General features: G+C 53.1%; 1 pseudogene. It reads left to right on the plus strand.

What is annotated here, in order from left to right:
- The first annotated feature begins 201 nt into the window (after nt 1-201).
- Nucleotides 202-627 (plus strand): annotated as a pseudogene (locus tag K1V27_RS22560) (Druantia anti-phage system protein DruA).
- Nucleotides 628-723 lie beyond the last annotated feature (96 nt).

Genomic DNA, 723 nt, shown 5'->3' on the forward strand with positions numbered 1-723 from the left:
CCCGGGTGCCTGTAGATCAAAGCCTCCTGCAAGGCAAGCTCTCCGATTTCCCTGAACCGACTCTGCACCTGGTTCGGAACACCCCCCTTGAGCCCCTCTACAACAGCCTCATAGACAGGCATCATTATTTGGGTTACCGGTCACGCCCTTGGCGTGATCGGAGCTCATCTCAAGTACATCGCTTTCTTAGAAGATCGGCCGGTGGCCTGTCTTGGCTGGGGCTCCGGTGCCTGGAAGGTTGGATCCAGAGATCTTTTCATCGGTTGGGATACAACAGCAAGGAAGAACAACCTCCATCTGATAGTCAATCACGCCTAAGGCGTGATCAGATTTCTCGTGCTTCCCTGGATCGATATCAAGTGTCTGGCCTCGAAGGTATTGGCTCTTTGCATCAAAAGGATTTCCTCTGATTGGCTTAAGACCTATCACTACCCGATCCATCTGCTCGAGACCTTTGTGGAAAAAGACCGGTTTCGAGGGACTTGCTACAAAGCCGTCAACTGGATTCTGGTTGGCCAAACCAAAGGCATCGCCAAAAGAGGGCATAAGCACCTGGCCCATGGCCGAATCAAGGACGTTTACTTGTATCCGCTGGCAAGAAAGTTCAGGAAGGAACTGTGTCGCTAAAAGACTGAAACGAACCCCGCTCGGAGCGGGGCTTTGAGGATGGGCAGGAGCACTACCTCCTGCCCAAGAAGGCGTACTATGTCGAACACCCTCGCC

Origin of the sequence: Desulfoferrobacter suflitae (genome assembly GCF_022603395.1) — a bacterium.
Taxonomy (GTDB): Bacteria; Desulfobacterota; Syntrophobacteria; order Syntrophobacterales; family Syntrophobacteraceae; genus Desulfoferrobacter; species Desulfoferrobacter suflitae.